Source organism: Streptomyces sp. NPDC002623 (assembly GCF_053592635.1).
Genome location: NZ_JBSFWB010000005.1, coordinates 332897 through 346502 on the forward strand (window position 1 = coordinate 332897; position 13606 = coordinate 346502).

At 68.6% G+C, this 13606-nt stretch carries 10 protein-coding genes and 1 pseudogene; 9 read left to right on the forward strand and 2 right to left on the reverse strand.

Annotated features, from left to right (window positions below; all coding sequences use genetic code 11):
- The first annotated feature begins 98 nt into the window (after window positions 1–98).
- The 7 genes and pseudogenes from ACWD4O_RS11740 to ACWD4O_RS11770 form a co-directional block, all read left to right on the forward strand.
- Window positions 99–1553 carry an ATP-binding protein gene (locus tag ACWD4O_RS11740; RefSeq protein ID WP_451279599.1) on the forward strand — a complete coding sequence of 485 codons (1455 nt, stop codon included), beginning with the start codon at window positions 99–101 and terminating at the stop codon, window positions 1551–1553.
- Window positions 1546–1965, forward strand: coding sequence for a roadblock/LC7 domain-containing protein (locus ACWD4O_RS11745; protein WP_351902848.1), 420 nt, complete (start codon window positions 1546–1548; stop codon window positions 1963–1965). The genes ACWD4O_RS11740 and ACWD4O_RS11745 overlap by 8 nt, the downstream gene beginning before the upstream one ends.
- Window positions 1962–2315, forward strand: a complete 354-nt coding sequence (locus ACWD4O_RS11750; protein ID WP_351902845.1) for a DUF742 domain-containing protein — start codon at window positions 1962–1964, stop codon at window positions 2313–2315. Before ACWD4O_RS11745 ends, ACWD4O_RS11750 begins: the two co-directional genes overlap by 4 nt.
- The gene (locus tag ACWD4O_RS11755; protein WP_451279600.1) at window positions 2293–2913 is read left to right on the forward strand and encodes a GTP-binding protein; all 621 of its coding nucleotides are present in this window, start codon (window positions 2293–2295) and stop codon (window positions 2911–2913) included. The genes ACWD4O_RS11750 and ACWD4O_RS11755 overlap by 23 nt, the downstream gene beginning before the upstream one ends.
- Window positions 2910–4157 carry a cytochrome P450 gene (locus ACWD4O_RS11760; protein WP_451279601.1) on the forward strand — a complete coding sequence of 416 codons (1248 nt, stop codon included), beginning with the start codon at window positions 2910–2912 and terminating at the stop codon, window positions 4155–4157. The genes ACWD4O_RS11755 and ACWD4O_RS11760 overlap by 4 nt, the downstream gene beginning before the upstream one ends.
- Window positions 4150–5370: a cytochrome P450 family protein gene (locus tag ACWD4O_RS11765; protein ID WP_451279602.1), complete on the forward strand. Its 1221-nt coding sequence runs from the start codon at window positions 4150–4152 to the stop codon at window positions 5368–5370. Before ACWD4O_RS11760 ends, ACWD4O_RS11765 begins: the two co-directional genes overlap by 8 nt.
- Window positions 5371–5391: 21 nt before the next feature.
- A pseudogene (locus ACWD4O_RS11770) lies at window positions 5392–5556 on the forward strand (LuxR C-terminal-related transcriptional regulator); the annotation flags it as partial.
- A gap of 72 nt (window positions 5557–5628) precedes the next feature.
- Here ACWD4O_RS11770 and ACWD4O_RS11775 read toward each other — a convergent pair.
- The gene (locus ACWD4O_RS11775; RefSeq protein WP_451279665.1) at window positions 5629–5790 is read right to left on the reverse strand and encodes a hypothetical protein; all 162 of its coding nucleotides are present in this window, start codon (window positions 5788–5790) and stop codon (window positions 5629–5631) included.
- Between the two features lie 92 nt (window positions 5791–5882).
- Complete coding sequence (locus ACWD4O_RS11780; RefSeq protein ID WP_451279603.1) at window positions 5883–7121, reverse strand: IS110 family transposase; 1239 nt, start codon at window positions 7119–7121, stop codon at window positions 5883–5885.
- A gap of 141 nt (window positions 7122–7262) precedes the next feature.
- Between ACWD4O_RS11780 and ACWD4O_RS11785 the strand changes: the two genes are divergently transcribed.
- Both ACWD4O_RS11785 and ACWD4O_RS11790 read left to right on the forward strand, forming a co-directional pair.
- Window positions 7263–10571 (forward strand): pPIWI_RE_Z domain-containing protein, encoded by a 3309-nt coding sequence (locus tag ACWD4O_RS11785; protein ID WP_451279604.1) that lies wholly within the window; start codon window positions 7263–7265, stop codon window positions 10569–10571.
- Complete coding sequence (locus ACWD4O_RS11790; protein WP_351902518.1) at window positions 10571–13213, forward strand: pPIWI_RE module domain-containing protein; 2643 nt, start codon at window positions 10571–10573, stop codon at window positions 13211–13213. Before ACWD4O_RS11785 ends, ACWD4O_RS11790 begins: the two co-directional genes overlap by 1 nt.
- Window positions 13214–13606 lie beyond the last annotated feature (393 nt).

Genomic DNA, 13606 nt, shown 5'->3' on the forward strand with positions numbered 1-13606 from the left:
TCCAGATCGAAGAACCCCACCGTGTCGCTGATCGTGGACCACACCCTCGTGAGAGACCAGTGCACCGCGTGCCTTGTCGATCACGGCGGCAAAGCCTCGTGGCTCTGCCTCCCGAGGTTCGACTCGCCAGCCTCAGCTCATCCGCATTGCTGCCAGCCACTCCGCGGCTCTTCGCAGGCCTTCGAGCCCACACCAACGAGGATCTGATGACTGACCTGATACTGACGATCGCCGCGCTGCTGGCGGTGGCCGAGGCCTGGGCAGCATGGCATTACTGGAAAAAGCAACGTGCCTCGCAGTGCCGCGCCGACCGTCTCCACGCGCACTGCCAAAGGCTCACTCAGCAGTTGCGCTCCGCGGAGATATACGTGGGGCAGTTGTCCGACACGGTCATCCCAACCGTCGACACCGCCGTAAAGAACGGTCGCGGGCCACAGCTCGATCTGGCAGCGCCTGACCAGCTCAGGAACACCCCATTGGCCGACCGGCTCCACGAGCTCGGTGAGCGACTCGGGGCCAGCATCGTCCAGGTAGGCCAGCAGGCGCAGATTGCGTCTGCTCAGCAGATCACGCACGTCCGCTTGGAGACGGAACGCCAGGTTGCGCAGGCGCGGCATGAGTCGGTGGACGTCGCCCGAGCCTCGGTACGGTCCTTCGCCAAGACTGTGGTGCAGCGGGCCGCGAAGCTGAGCAGTCTGATCAGCGCCGGCGTGCGCCGGCATGTGTCGGACGAGGCGTACGCGACGCTGGTCGAGATCGATCACCTGGCGCAGCAGATGTTGCTGACTGCCTCTGGCTACGCCGTGCTCGCCGGGGACAAGTTGTCCCGTCGCTGGCCGGCCACCACGTTGACCGAGATCGTGCGCAGCGCGATGGGGCGGATCGAGGGCTACGAGCGTGTCCAGCACCCGTCCATGGACCTGGTCGCCGTCGAGGGCCGGGCGGTGGAGGCGGTGGTGCACACCCTGGCCGTGCTGCTGGACAACGCGCTGCGCTACTCGCCCCCGGCTGCCGGCGTGTACGTCACGTTGCAGCAGGGCCACAGCGCCAGCTTCCTGATCGTGGACGACGCCGGGCTGCGGATGGAGGACGAGCGGCTGGTCTGGGCCCGGGACGTGATGTCGGGCAAGCGGCGTGACGACATCAGGCAGCTCGGGGCCTATCCGCAGACCGGTCTGCGTGTGGCGTCCCGGCTTGCCGAGAGTTACGGCTTCCGCGTCGAGGTGACCGCGCCCAACCTCTACCAGGGCACGCGCGCGGTGATCGTGCTGCCGCCGGCCCTGCTGGCCGCTCCCGTACCGAGCCAGCCGGTGACCGTACCGGTCGACGCCCCCGGTACAGCGCTGCCGGAGCCGGGTTCGGCGTCGACGACGGCGAGCGGGCTCACCGTCCGCCAGCGTGCCACACGTCCTGCCCCTGCCGTCCGCGCGCTGTCCGGCGACGTGGTGGAACCGGGCCGTCCCGAGGTTGCGGCCGCCTGGGTCGCCGGGTCGCGGCGCGGACGTGAGGGCCAGAGCACTCCCGTATCGACGAAGGACATGGATCATGGCTGACACGACCTCCAACGATCTTGGATGGCTGCTCGACGAACAGCTCGGCTCCGTTCCGGGCGTCCGCTACGCCGTGCTGATGAGCGGCGACGGCCTGCTGAAGGCCCGTACCGAGACCATCGGCCAGGACGACGGGGAGAAGTTCGCCGCACTGACCGCCGCACTGCGGGCCGCGGGCAAGGCGTGGGACGAATTCGCCGGTGGCCAGAGTCTGCGCCAGGTGCTGATCGAGTCGAACCAGTGCTTCGGCCTGACGACCTCGGCAGGGGACATGACGATGCTGTCGGTCTGCACCGACCCTGACGCGGACATCGGCTTGATCAGCCATCAGATGGCGCAACTGGCCGTCCGGCTGGGCACGCAGTTGGGCACTGCGGAGCGCCGTACCAGTGTGGAAAACGGCTCGCCGGCATGACCGGGCCGCGGCGGGACCCCGACATGGTCAGGCCCTACGTCCGTACGGTCGGGCGGGTCCGCCCGCGCCGGGATGTGCGCCTGGAGAGCGTGGTCATCGCCGCGAGCGGTCCTGCCGAGAGCCTGGTTCCGGATGCCGTCCGGGTGATGCGGCTGTTCTCTTCCGGCCGAGGTGGCCTGGCGGTCGCCGATATCGCCGCCGCGCTGGAACTGCCGCCCTCGACCGTGCGGATCCTCGTCTCCGCCCTGATGGACAGCGGTCATCTGACCAGCCCGGTCGCCGCCGTAGCCGACCAGCCCGACCTCGACCTGCTGCAGGAGGTGCTCCGTGGACTGCGCGCCATGGTCTGACCCGCCCGTCACCTACGTGCCCGCCGCGGTGACCCGGTCCGTAAAGATCGTGGTCGCCGGCGGCTTCGGCGTGGGCAAGACGACGTTCATCGGCAGCGTGTCGGAGGTGACGCCGCTGCGGATGGAGGAGCCCATCACCGCCGACAGCGTCGGCGTGGACAACTTGCGCGGAACCCCGGAGAAGACCACCACGACCGTCGGCATGGACTTCGGGCGAATCCACATGTCCGGCGGGCGTCTCGTGCTCTACCTGTTCGGTCTGCCGGGCCAGCTCCGATTCCAGCTGCTGTGGGAAGACCTGACCGAAGGCGCACTCGGGTGCCTGGTCCTCGTCGACACACGCAACCTCGACGCCTGCCACGGCGCGCTCAGCCTCCTGGAAGCCCGGGCGATCCCGTACGCCGTCGTCATCAACGTCTTCCCCCATGCCCCCATGTACGAGGAAGACGAACTCCGTCACGCCCTCGCCCTGGATGCCCGCACCCCGCTGATCACCTGCGACGCCCGTGACCGCACCGACTGCGTGCACGCCCTGATCACGCTCACCGAACACCTCGCCGCGCTCCGCGCAGCCACCCCTCTGGAGCCCCTGCGATGACCCCGCCCTTCCCCGGCCCAGCAGCATCACCGGACCTGATCGCCCTGTACGAACCGGATTTCGCCGCCGATCCACACGCCGCCTACGAACGCATGCGGTGCCGACACGGTGCCCTGGTGCCCGTCGAGCTGTCCCCCGGAATCCCGGCGACACTGGTGATCGGATACCAGCAGGCCCGCCAGATCCTCAACGACCCGCTCCGCTTCCCCGCGGACCCACGGGTCTGGCAGCAGTTCGTGCCGGATTCCTGCCCGGTACGGCCGATGATGGAGTGGCGCCCCAACGCGCTTCGGTCCGCCGGCGCCGAGCATGCCCGCTACCGGGCCGCCAACACGGCCGCCCTCAGCGCGGTCGACCAGCACGAGCTTCGGAGTCTGGTCGAGAGGATCGCGTCCGGCACGATCGGCGACTTCCGCACCGTCGGCCGCGCCGACCTGCTCACCCACTACGCCTGGCCGATCGCCTTCCGTGTCCTCAGTGCGCTGCTCGGCTGCCCCGACGACATCGGGGCGCGCATCGCTGAAGGCATGGCCAAGATCTTCGAAGCAAAGGCCACGGAGGCCGCGCTCGGCAACCAGGTCCTCGGCCAGGCCGTCGCCGAACTCGTCGCCCTGCGCCAGCAACAGCCTTGCGACGACGTCACGTCCCGTCTTCTCTCGCACCCAGCCCACCTCAGTGACATGGAGATGGCCCACCAGCTCGTCACCCTCTACGGCGCCGGCATCGAACCGCTGACCAACCTGATCAGCAACGCAATCCTGAAGATCCTCACCGACGAGGACTTCTCCGACACCCTGCACGCGGGCCAGTCCACCGTGCGCGACGCCCTCGACACCGTCCTGTACACCGATCCACCGCTGGCGAACTACTGCATCACCTACCCGCCCTACCCGCCCTACCCGGTCGACATCGACGGTGTCCTGCTCCCCGCCCATCAGCCGGTGCTGATCTCCATGGCGGCCTGCAACAACGATCCCACTCTCACTCTCGGAATCCCCAAGAACGCTCTCACCGGCAATCGCGCCCACCTCGCCTGGAGCATCGGCCCTCACACCTGCCCCGCCCGCTCCCACGCCTACCTCATCGCGGAGACCGCGATCACCTATCTCCTCGACGCCCTGCCGGAGATAGACCTCGCCGTTCCCGCGGCCGACCTGAGGTGGCGCCCCGGCCCCTTTCACCGTGCCCTTGAATCCCTCCCGGTTCTCTTCCCCGCCGTCCCTAAGGAGATCGTTCATGCCTGAGCAGCCGGTACTCGTCCTTGACCCCACCGGATCCGACCACCACACCGAACATCTGGCGCTGCGCGCGCAGGGTCCTGCGGCCCGAGTGGACATCGTCGGCGTCCAGGCGTGGGCCGTCACCGACCCCTTCCTCCTCAAGCGCCTGCTGACCAGCCCCGACGTCTCCAAGGACGGCCGCACGCACTGGCCGGCACACGCCGAGACCGTCATGCGCTGGCCGCTCGCACTGTGGATCGCGGTGCAGAACATGTTCACCGCCTACGGCCCCGACCACACCAGGCTGCGGCACCTCATCGCGCCCGCCTTCAGCGCACGCCGTATCGCCCGCATGCAGCCGGCCATCGACGAGATAGTGACCACCCTGCTCGACGACCTGGCCACGGTGCCCGCCGATGAGGTGGTGGACCTGCGCGAACGCCTGGCCTACCCGCTGCCCATCGCGGTGATCGGCCACCTCATGGGCGTACCCGACAGCCAGCGCGACGACTTCCGCCACGTCGTGGACGGCGTCTTCGACACCACGCTGAACCCGGACGAGGCCCGGGCCAACACCGCCCGGCTGTACGAGCACCTGGACCAACTCATCGCCGCCAAGCGCCACGCCCCGGGCGACGACATGACTTCCCTGCTGATCGCCGCACGAGACGACGAGATCGGCGGCGGGCTCGCACACCAAGAACTCCGCGACACCCTGTTGTTGATGATCAGCGCCGGCTACGAGACGACCGTCAACGTCATCGACCAAAGCGTCTTCACCATGCTGGTACTCCCCGACCAACTGCAGCTGGTCCGCACGGGAGTCATCGACTGGGACGACGTCGTCGAGGAAACCCTGCGTCACGAGCCGGCCGTCAAGCACCTCCCCTTGCGCTACGCCGTCAACGACATCCCCCTGCCCGACGGCCAGACCATCGCGCGCGGCGAGGCGATTCTCGCCTCCTACGCCGCAGCCAACCGCCACCCCGAATGGCACCCTCGCGCGGACACCTTCGATGCCATCCGCGCCGACAAGGACCACCTGGCGTTCGGCCACGGCGTCCACTACTGCCTCGGCGCGCCCTTGGCCCGCCTCGAGGTCGCCACCACCTTGAAGATGCTCTTCGAGCGGTTTCCCCACATCCGGCTCGCGGTCCCCGCCGCCGAACTGAAGCCCGTGCCCTCCCTCATCAGCAACGGTCACCAGACCCTTCCCGTCCGCCTGCACGCCAACTAGCCGGCCACCACTGGACCCTTCATGACCACCACAGCAACCATTCCGCTCTCCCCAGCCGAAAAGCGCATCGCCGAATACCTGATCGGCGGCGCCAGGCCCGGGGAAATAGCCGCCCAGACGCATCTGTCCCCGCACACGGTCAAGAACCACCTCCGCGTACTGCGCAGGAAAGTCCGCTGCCCTCACCGCTGTTCCCTGCCGGTCCTCGTACACGCTCTCCTCACCTCGCGGCAGATCGCTCCGCCCACTCCAGTGGAGTCAGTACCTGACCTCGGCCCCGAACAGCGGCTGTTGCTCCGGGCGGTCGCCCACCGGACCGGTGCGTATGACATCGCTGAGGCCGCGCAGATCGTGCCTGCCGACGTCCGCGCCAACGTCGAGGCGCTCGTCGCCGGCACGGGTGCCGACGACGCCGTCCACTTGATGGTCCTTGCACACGGTTGGGGCCTGCTCGGTCAGGAGCGGAAGGTTCCCTTCCGGTCTCACGAAAGACATCTCACGTGCTTAAGAAGTCAAGCCGCGACGACCAGATCTGCTGAGAGGGGGGTGAACGCATGTTGCTCATCGAAGTGTTGCCGGGTCTGCAGGCAGTGGTAGAGCTGGCCGAGCAGCCGGTTGAACAGGTGCCGCTGCGCCTGGGCATGCCAGTCCCCGGCCTCGCGTCGACGGCGGTAGTGTGCGTCGGCCCCCGGCGAGGTGGTCAGAGCGGCGAAGGCCCACAGGAATCCCGCGGCGATCAGCCGGTCGTTCTTGATGAAGCGGCGACCGACGAACTTCTTCCTGCCCGAGGCTCTGGTGATGGGGGCCGAGCCGGCGTATGCCTTCAGTGCGCGGGCGTCGGCGAAGCGGTCGCGGTCGTCTCCGATCTCGGCGAGCACCCGGGCGCCGAGCTGGACACCGAGGCCGGGGAAGCTGAGCAGGATCTCAGCATCCGGGTGCTGGCGAAAAGACTCCTCCACCGCCTCGGCCAGTTCCCCAGCTGCTCGGCAAGCTGCATCCAACTGCACAAGCAATGCGGCGAGTTGGCGCCCCATCGCATCCTCGACGGCCTGCGGTTGGCGGGCGTAGTCGCTGCGGAAGATCTCTTTGAGGCGCCGGGCCTCGGCCTCGATACCGCGGACACGGCCGGCGCGCCGCAGCGCGGCCTGGAACTGCGGGAGCGAGAGCTTCGCCGCGCGGGCCGGGGTCGGCGCCGTGGCCAGGACCGCGCGGGCCTCGGGGCGGGCGAGGCCGTGCTGCTTGCCCAAGAAGGCGTCCAGCGCAGCCGGATAGAACGCTTTCAGCAACGAGCGGACCTGGTTGACCAGCTGCTGGCGGTGCCAGACAGCGTCCTGCTGGGCGCGGGCGAGCACGGTGATGGCCCGGGCCAGGTCGCTGTCGTTGGACAGGGGCCGGTGCGCGTGCATGTCGGTGCGCAGGATGTTCGCCAGGACCAGGGCGTCGCCGGGGTCGGACTTCTTGCGGCTGACGCCGTGGCGGTCGCGGTAGCGGGCGGCGGAGAGCGGGTTGACCGCGTAGATCCGGCGGTTGCCGGTGCGCAGGGCGGCAGCCAGCAGGCCGTGGCTGGTCTCGATCGCGACGGGTATCGGGTCCTCGGGGGTGTCGCCGTGCTCGGCGAGCAGCTCCAGCAGCACCCGGTAGCCGGCCGCGTCGTCAGTGATCCGCCGCTTGGCCAGCAGCGTGCCGGCCTCGTTGATCAACGCAATGTCGTGGTGGCGTTCGGCCCAGTCGATCCCGCAGTACACGTTCAATCCGTTCTCCTTGCCCTGTGCGTTTGTGCAGGTGGCAAGCCTGCGTGAACTGCAGGGCCGCGTTTCCGGCGTCGAAGTCCTCGACGAGAAGGCGTTCCTGCGGCAGGCCACCGTCCGTGCACGTCAGGCAGGAGGAACGCAATGAGGGACACCCGCGCCTGGAGCAAGCAACTGGTGAAGGAACTGGCGGACGACAACGTACGGCCCCTGCTCGGACCCCTCAGGCCGTGGGAGATCTGCGCGCTGGAAGTGGGCCTGTCGTTCCTGGACGACCATCTGCCCGGCCAGGGCGTCGGCGCGCTGTGGCCGGTTCTGTCCGGGTACATGCGCCTGGAAGAGGACCTGGGCCCGCATCTCCGGACCCTGCGGGAAGTGATGGGCCCGCTTGCCAAAACCGGGACCATGCGGGAGAAGCTCGATCAGTACGTGAAGCTGCCGGTACAGGTGCGGGGGTTCGAACCCTGCGACATGCGAGGCCACAAGCCGGAGTTGTCGACCGTGTTCATCCGGCGGTCCACCCCGTACGCCGCGGCCCGTCATGACCTCTACCGTCAGACGCTGCAGAAGATCGCCCCCTATCAGACGGCGTCTTCGTACCGGCCGGCGCCGCCGGGTTCGGTGTGTTCTTTCGAGCGGGCCGACGGCAGGCGGGAACAGATCCGCGTCCCTGAGACTCTCATCCAGGCGCCGGCACCCGCGGTGCTGCCCGCAGCAGCCTCCCGAGTGCAGGAGCCCATCCCCCTCACACGCGATGACTTCCAGTGGGCTGCCGAACAGATCGATAAACTCCTGGAAGCCCATCCGGAGATCGAAAACCGGGACTTCGTCAAACGGTTCGGGCAGATGGAAGCCCTGCTGGCCGACCACACCGAAGGTCATCTCCTCGATCAGCAGTGGCGGATGACCATTGACCGCCTGTGGCACGTGGTCGGCCTGATGAACAGCGGCAAGTCCACCCTGCTGGACCTGATCGCCTTCATCGTCGCCCGCCGCGGCGAAAAGGTCGGGTTCGTCCTCGCCTCCGGCAGCGACGTGTTCGCCAAAGTCAGCTTCCTGCAGGCCCTGGGCATCGATGCCGTGCCCATCTTCGGACGCACCCGGGAAGGCATCCACAAGGACCGGTTCTGGCGCTCGCTCCTCCACGACGGCGAGACGACCTTCCCCACGGGTCTGGACCCCGCCGCGGCGTTCGCCGACGACCAGTGCTACCTGGAGGAGCTGCGGCTGACCAGCAGGACCGACCGGGCCCCGCTGCCCCGCGAGGAGCGGCCCTGCACAGGCCGCCTCACCGCCGCCGGCGAGAGCGGGCGTCGAGACTGCCCGCTTCTGTCCCAGTGTCCTTCGCATACCGCGGCACGCAAGGTTGCCGAAGCACAGGTGTGGGTAACGACCTCGGCGGGCCTGGCCTCGACGAGGATGCCTCAGTCCCACATCGAGGTCCGCGTCGCCGAAGCGGCACAGCACCACCTGTCCGTCCTGCTTGTCGACGAAGCCGACACCGTGCAGCAGCAATTCGACGACCGGTTCCTGCTGCACGAAATCCTTTCCCAACCCGGCAGGGGCTGGAGTCACCGGGTAGGCGACCGCATCGGGCAGCGGCTGGAGCACTCCTGGTTCCTCGATCTGCTCAACCCGGAGGTGACGGCCGGCGACAAACACTTCCGTCGGCACGATCAGGCACTGACCGAGCTGTACCGGCTGGTCATCGCCTCTGGTGCGGACGCCCTGCGCGACGTCATCGCCGAGGGACCGTTCACCGGCTACAGCCTCTTGCGGCGCTTGGCCCGCAGCCTTCACGGACTTGGTGAACGGACTGACTTCACGGACAAGGCGGAGCAGGAAGAAGCCGCCGACTACTACTTCGAAGAGCACTTCGCCTCGCTGCTCTCCGCCCCGTTCCAGGCTCCTGCGACGAACTGGGCCGAGCTGATCGAGGCGATGACGGCAGCCCACGACACTCGTGTCTCGGCCCAGGAGGCCGCAGAGGCATGGATCACGACGCACCAGCCCGCCATCGACGAGGCGAAGGTCCGAGGCACGCTGGCGGAGTACGCACAACTGCTGCAGGCCGGGGTGTGGGCCGCGCGAATCACAACCTCTTTCTTCGAAGTTGCCCAACGGCTGCACGCCATCAGCTCCTCCCCGATCGGCGACGGGGAGGACTTCTGGAGCCGGCAGCCGCCACGTGACCTGATGCCGTTCGTGCCCGAACAGGCTGCCGGGAACCTGATGGCACTTCAGTGGCAGCCCAACCCCGGTGGTGACAGCGGATCGTTCAGCATCCTGTGGCTGCGCGGGGTCGGCCGCTGGCTGCTCTACCACCTCCATGATCTCCTGACAGCCGAGGGCATCGAGGGACCACATGTCGTCCTTGCCTCCGCCACCAGCTGGATGCCCGCCTCGCCCCGCTTCCACCTGGACGTCGCCCCGAACCTGGTACTACGGGAGCCGGCCAAAGCCAGAGCGGCGCTGAAGGAGAGCAAGATGTTCTTCCGGCCGCCGCGCTACGTCGACGGCCGCCCCGTCTTCACCTCGGGCACCGGCGGCGACCCCACTCGACACGCCCACGCCCTGTGCACGGCCGCCGACTGGATCTGCAACCCAGCTCCCGGTGCGCGCGAGTCCCTGCTCCAGCAGGCCCGTCTGCGGCTGGCCGACGACCGTCAGCAGGTCCTGTTCACCGTGCAGAGCACCCGCGATGCCCAGACGGTCGCCGACTACATCAACCACAAGACGCCCTACACGGCCCTCCACGTCATCCGCGACGACGACCCGCCCACCCGGCACAGCATCCCAAGGCGCCGACTGCCCACCTTTGCCGCTTCCGGCGCCGACATCCTGGTTGCTGCCGAAGGCGCCGTCCAACGCGGCCACAACATCCTCAACGCCCGCCGCGTCGCCGCCCTGGGCGCGGTGTTCTACCTGGCCCGCATCCACCCACCCGCCGACGATGCCACCTTCCCGCTGTCCCTGCTCAGCCGCGAGGCGATGCGCCGCCTCCGCAACCCGATCGAGCTGGCCGACCCCTCGGTCGATCCCGTCGACCTCGCGCGCAAACTCCGCCACGGCGAACGCCGCCGCTGGCAGCAGCGGGTCGGAGAGCCGGTGCTGTTCTCCCGCCTGACCGACCCGGTCGAACACGCGGCGTTCGTCGGCAACTTCCTCGTCCCGCTCCACCAGACGATCGGCCGCGGCATCCGCGGCAACGAACCGGTGCTGGTGTACCTCTGCGACGCCGCCTTCGCGCCCCGCACCGCCACGCTCGACGAAACCGCTGCCGACACTCCCCGCACGAGCGTGATCGTCGCCGCCCAGCAACTCCTGCACGGCTGGCTCACCGATCCAGGCCCGACCGCCACCGCGGCACAGCGCCTCGACCATGAACTCGCCCACGCCTGCTGGGGCCTGGCTTCCCATCTCCTCGACAACATCGACTGGGGTCACCGCTGATGCCCGCCTACCGCGCCACCCAGGCCACCGTGCTCACCTTCACCCCCGGGGCCAGCTGGCCCGTCACCGGCTACCGAGCGACCTGCCCGCCCGGGATGCTCAACGTCCTTCAGGCCGCCTGGGAGGCACGCCCCGGCCGCCGAAAGCGCAACGGACCCGACAACCTGCCCACCAAGTCACTGAAGGACTTGATCACCCTCATCGACCCGGACATCACCTCCGTGCACTGGGACCCTCGCCATCCGGCCTGGCTGCGCGCGCGAACCGAGATCGACCCGGACCTGCTGCTGATCGCGCTGTCGGCATGGGCCGCCGCTCACGTGGCGCCCCAGGTGCCGGACACCAACTGGTACGGCCGTCTCGAAGGCGCCGGCCAGTTCGAATGGATCCCTGAAGACCTCGACCTCGCCCAGCACGGCCTCCACCCCAACGGCACCGCCAACCCTCCCGCGCACGTCTTCGACCTCCTGCCCAGCCTCGTCGCCGAACATCTCACCACCACCGGGCTTCAGCTCCTGGGCCACCACCGTGACCTGCGCCTCGGCCCCACCCGAGCCGACGGCCGCCGCACCCTGCACCTCGGCCAACCGGAGCCTCTCATCGATGAAGACGGCGCAGTCGGAGCCAGCGTGGATGTCCTCACCTTCCACGTGGAAACTGTGCCGGGCGTTCCCGAAGTCCACCTCCACGTCGACCTGGGTATGACCCGCTTCGCGACGAACGCGCTCGACTACATCCCCCGCCGCGGAAACGGCGACCCCACCGCCAGCGTCCTGCTCTCCGCCAAGGAAGGCTTCATCCACCACCGCGAACGTCCCATGCTCCTGCAGAGCTCCGTCACCATCCGCCGACGCGGACAGGACACCTCCTGGACCTGGCAGCCGGGCGTCACCAGCATCCTCGCCCGCCTCACCCACCACGAGCCACCCAGCCTCGACGAACTGCGCGCCGCCCCTGGCACTTCAGCAGGTCAGCCCTTCGCCGCCCACCTCGTCCACAGCAGCGGCATGACCTACCGCCATCCGGACCAGGACGGCGCCCCGCCAGCTCGTGCCACCCACGACCACCCCGTCGGCCACGGCTACCAGCCCCGAGACCACATGGAGGCACTCACTCAGGTCGCCCGACAGCTGGAGGACAAGGGGCTGGTCCCCCTGACGCCCAACCCCAAGGCACGGACCCGTTCGAAGACACGCCTGCCGATGCAGCTGCCCGGCTCCCCCACCTACGAACTCGAAGTCTGGGCCTCCTCCGACCGCACCTGGCAAGGTCTACAGACAGCCGCCGCCGACAAACTCGGCCTGACCCCCGCGACCCAAACAGCGGCGTGCGCCAGCTTCACCGGACCGATCAACCTCACCCTCCACCGCCACGACCCGCAAGACCTGACCGCCGGCCTGCCACGCTCCACCGAGTCAGACCCGGCAGCCCGGCGGGCCGCCTACGAAGCCAGCGAGGCCGAACGCACGGCGCGAATCACCCGCGCATTCCCCCGCCTCGCCCACCCCACCGCCTGCATCGTGGAGATGGAAGGCGCGGCCTACTTCTCCCGCACACACCAGCGCGACCCCAAAACCCTCTTCAAGAAAGTCCTCCCGAGCCTGCGCCGCAACGTCCAGGGCCTACGCCCCATCCCGCCGGCCAACCCCAATCCCAGCAAAGCAGCCCTCGCTAAACGCTTCCCCGGCACCGACTTCGCGACCACCGACATCGAGCGCGCCACGTCCGCCCTCCGGGACGCCCTCCGCCAAGCCGGTCACCTGCCCAAACTCCCCGCCCCACCCGGAGTCGAAGGCCCCTTCGAGCTGATCACCGTCTGGCTCGCCCCCGCCGGCGAGCGGATGCTCGCACCCATGCTGATCCGTCAGCACACCCACGAGGAGTCCACGGCACAGCTCATGACGACACCGGGCAGCCCCACCGAGCGCCCCATGCCACTGACCACCCTGCCGGAAGCACTCGTGGCCGGCCGCGGACGCGTGCCCCGTACCGCTCGCGCTGCCCTCGCCGAATTCCTCACCAACGCCCTGTCGCTCGACTCCACAGCCAACCGCCTGTTGCTCGTACGCCGCGCCCGGACGAGCGACAAGGACATCTGGCCCTGGCTACAGGACAGCCGCCTCACCTTCGACCAGCTCGTGCTGCCGGGCATCGACCTCACGGCCCCCAACGCGGATCCAGACCGCCGTAAGCCCGGCGACCAGCCGGGCCTCCGCATCATCCGGCTACGCGAGCGCAGCGATCGCTCTGCAGCGCCCAGAGCTTTCGGTGTCACCCAGGAAATGGCCAGCACCGGCGAAGACACCGACGAACTGATCTCCGTCACCCGGCACGGACGATTCTCCGGCCTGGTCGAAGTCGGGGAACGCGCCTTCTGGGGCATCAACCCGCGCTCAGATCAGAACCAGACCCCTCTCACGCTCACCAAGTTCGACCCGGCCCAGACCGGTAACCGGACCTGGACCTGCTCCAACCCCACCTCCCTGGAGATCGTGCCCGCCTTCCTCCAGGACGGCGACAACCCGGCCGACTGGGCCATGTACGTCCACGCCCAACGGCGATTCCACGCCCACACCAACATCGCCACCACCTGGCCCGCCATCGTCCACCTCGCCGAACTGATGGAGGAATACATCGTCTGATCGGCCAGCCCATGCCACTGCTGACTGGTCAGGTCACACGCGCTAGCCGGATGGGTAGGAGGCCATCCGGCTACGCGTCACCGCACCCAGGTAGATTCCGCCGCACGCCGCCCAGGTAGCAATGGCCGATTCTTCGGCGGCCGTTGTCGTCACCGTACGAACCGCAGCGGCCATGCATCCACGTCGCGGACAGCGGACACAGATCGTCGCACGTCATTGAGGGTCCTCGCCGCCCAGGTCTGCCATGGGCACTGGGAGCTCCGGGTCAGGTGCGCGTCTGCTCGCCGGGCCTCAGTTCCTCCACTCGAACTCCCCTTGATTCATGGTCTGTTCGGTCAGAACCGCACGCGCTATGCGCGACGATAGCGGGCGTGCAGGGCGGGTCGTCCAGCT

Bases quoted from the DNA above. Each gene is read 5' to 3' on its own strand.
- ACWD4O_RS11790 (WP_351902518.1), top strand. From the start codon at position 10,571: ATGCCCGCCTACCGCGCCACCCAGGCCACCGTGCTCACCTTCACCCCC.
- ACWD4O_RS11765 (WP_451279602.1), top strand. From the start codon at position 4,150: ATGCCTGAGCAGCCGGTACTCGTCCTTGACCCCACCGGATCCGACCAC.
- ACWD4O_RS11750 (WP_351902845.1), top strand. From the start codon at position 1,962: ATGACCGGGCCGCGGCGGGACCCCGACATGGTCAGGCCCTACGTCCGT.
- ACWD4O_RS11760 (WP_451279601.1), top strand. From the start codon at position 2,910: ATGACCCCGCCCTTCCCCGGCCCAGCAGCATCACCGGACCTGATCGCC.
- ACWD4O_RS11745 (WP_351902848.1), top strand. From the start codon at position 1,546: ATGGCTGACACGACCTCCAACGATCTTGGATGGCTGCTCGACGAACAG.
- ACWD4O_RS11785 (WP_451279604.1), top strand. From the start codon at position 7,263: ATGAGGGACACCCGCGCCTGGAGCAAGCAACTGGTGAAGGAACTGGCG.